Here is a 622-nt window from a genome sequence, read left to right on the forward strand (position 1 = left end):
GTGCTTCAATCGTCTCAAAGGTTTCTTTTAGTGACGCATCTTGTAACCGGGTGGTCACAAAAACTTCGTCTACAACTTGATTTTTAGTATTGGCGCTGGTAGCCATACTGCTAAACAGCAGTAAAAACGCCAAAAAGTGTACTTTATGAAAGGTAGACTTTCTTAAAATTTGTAGTTTAGTTTTCATTTTTATTATGGCTATAATTTTGGATTTGTAGTCTTATTAAAATTCGACCCATTGCTGTTGCAGCAGCAATGGGTTTTTTATGGAGTAGTGTTGTTTTTTCGAATAACAAAGTGTTTTTGAGTTAGTGTATCTATTTTAAGGTTGTTGATCAATGCGATACTTTGTAGGACAGTCTCCAGTGGTTCTTCTTTAAATTTGCCTGTTATTTTTAATTCTTCGATATCGGTATCTTCAAAATCAATTTCGACATCATACCAATTCTCTAATATTCCTGCGGTTTTAGCCAGTGAAGTGTTATTCAGTGCAATGATGTTGCGTGTCCAGGCGCGTTGATCATCGCTGTTTGTTACACTTGCTATCGGGGCAGCTGTGTCTTTAAAAAGTACTTGCTGATCTTTTTCGAGAAGCACTCGTTCCTTCGTTTGGATATTTTCT

At 36.5% G+C, this 622-nt stretch carries 2 protein-coding genes; both read right to left on the reverse strand.

All coding sequences use genetic code 11. The annotated features are described in order from the left end of the window. The coding region (locus WA338_RS18860; protein WP_336094570.1) for a hypothetical protein at positions 1–187 on the reverse strand (187 nt) is incomplete at its 3' end. A 77-nt stretch (positions 188–264) separates the two neighbouring features. Continuing rightward, positions 265–622: DUF4974 domain-containing protein (locus tag WA338_RS18865; RefSeq protein ID WP_336094572.1), on the reverse strand; the 358-nt coding region annotated here is incomplete at its 5' end.

The organism is Leeuwenhoekiella sp. CH_XMU1409-2 (assembly GCF_037029365.1).
Lineage (GTDB): Bacteria > Bacteroidota > Bacteroidia > Flavobacteriales > Flavobacteriaceae > Leeuwenhoekiella > Leeuwenhoekiella blandensis.